Source organism: Sulfolobus sp. B1, from assembly GCF_007050195.1.
Classification (GTDB): domain Archaea; phylum Thermoproteota; class Thermoprotei_A; order Sulfolobales; family Sulfolobaceae; genus Saccharolobus.
This window is the reverse complement of record NZ_QIMI01000287.1, coordinates 1-993: the sequence shown is the minus strand read 5'-3', so window position 1 is coordinate 993 and position 993 is coordinate 1. Positions and strand designations below refer to the sequence as shown.

General features: G+C 31.8%; 3 protein-coding genes. All 3 read right to left on the bottom strand.

The window, feature by feature from the left end:
* Window positions 1-71 precede the first annotated feature (71 nt).
* Window positions 72-374, bottom strand: a complete 303-nt coding sequence (locus DMP16_RS10220) for a signal recognition particle subunit SRP19/SEC65 family protein (RefSeq protein WP_069282557.1) — start codon at window positions 372-374, stop codon at window positions 72-74.
* Window positions 355-756 (bottom strand): 30S ribosomal protein S8e, encoded by a 402-nt coding sequence (locus DMP16_RS10215; RefSeq protein ID WP_069282558.1) that lies wholly within the window; start codon window positions 754-756, stop codon window positions 355-357. Before DMP16_RS10215 ends, DMP16_RS10220 begins: the two co-directional genes overlap by 20 nt.
* Before the next feature lie 42 nt (window positions 757-798).
* On the bottom strand, window positions 799-993 hold a 195-nt coding region (locus DMP16_RS10210), incomplete at its 5' end, for an undecaprenyl diphosphate synthase family protein (RefSeq protein ID WP_143577219.1).

Below are 993 nucleotides of genomic sequence, written 5' to 3'. Positions count from 1 at the left end.
AGTTAGATCACAGATGATTATTAGCATAATTATTTATTAAAGTAAAGGACGTGAAAGTTGTAACTTTCCAATCAGTTATTCCTATTTTTCTCTACCTTAGCTACGATATTATTAAAAATTAACTTAATTGTATAATTCTTACTTTTTATTTTCTTTACTGAAATTATAAGATTTACCTTCTTGTCCCTAGGATACTTTTTATCTTTTATTATTATTGGGTCTAATCCCAGATTTTTTGATTCAGTTAAAATATCTTCTATGGTAATTTTATACTGGATTTTTCTAACTCTTCTACCTTTAGATCTGCTGTTTGATAAGAAATATGAAGGCCAAATAACTATTCTGTTTTCATCTTTAAGATCCCTTAGACTCATCTCTAACCAACACTGCATTAATAACTCCATCTTGACCTGGTCTAGACTTAACTATTGCAATGCCTGCTTCAGTTCTTATCTTAGCCCCTCTTATAATAATTCCTCTTCTAGCCAGCTCCTTATTGGCAGGAGTTTCAATCACTTCTAATATCTTAACTTTCTTAGCAGTATTATTAGCAGGATCTATTAGGTTGGCAAAGCTTGCATACTTTAACCTCACTTTAAAATTACCACCTAATATTCTTTCTTTAACTCTCGTATCTTCAGATGAGATGGTAGTAAATGTAGGAGGGCTGCCAATTTCATATTTTCTCTTATCTCTATTTTTTCCCTTTAACCCGCCAGATATTTTTCTATTGTCTGGGCCTTGATAAAATCCCATAATTAACGCCGAGTTTAAAATCTAGATCACAAGAATAAAAACTTAAGCCCCAAAGTTACGTTTTCTTTTTTGATATGATCTAATGGCTCTCCATAAATCTATTTTTCTAAACTCTGGCCAATAAGCTTCGCAGAAGAAGAGTTCTGAGTATGCTATATGCCACAATAAGAAATTACTTATTCTAACTTCCCCTGAAGTTCTAATAACCAGATCAATGTCTCCTAGTTCACTATCATA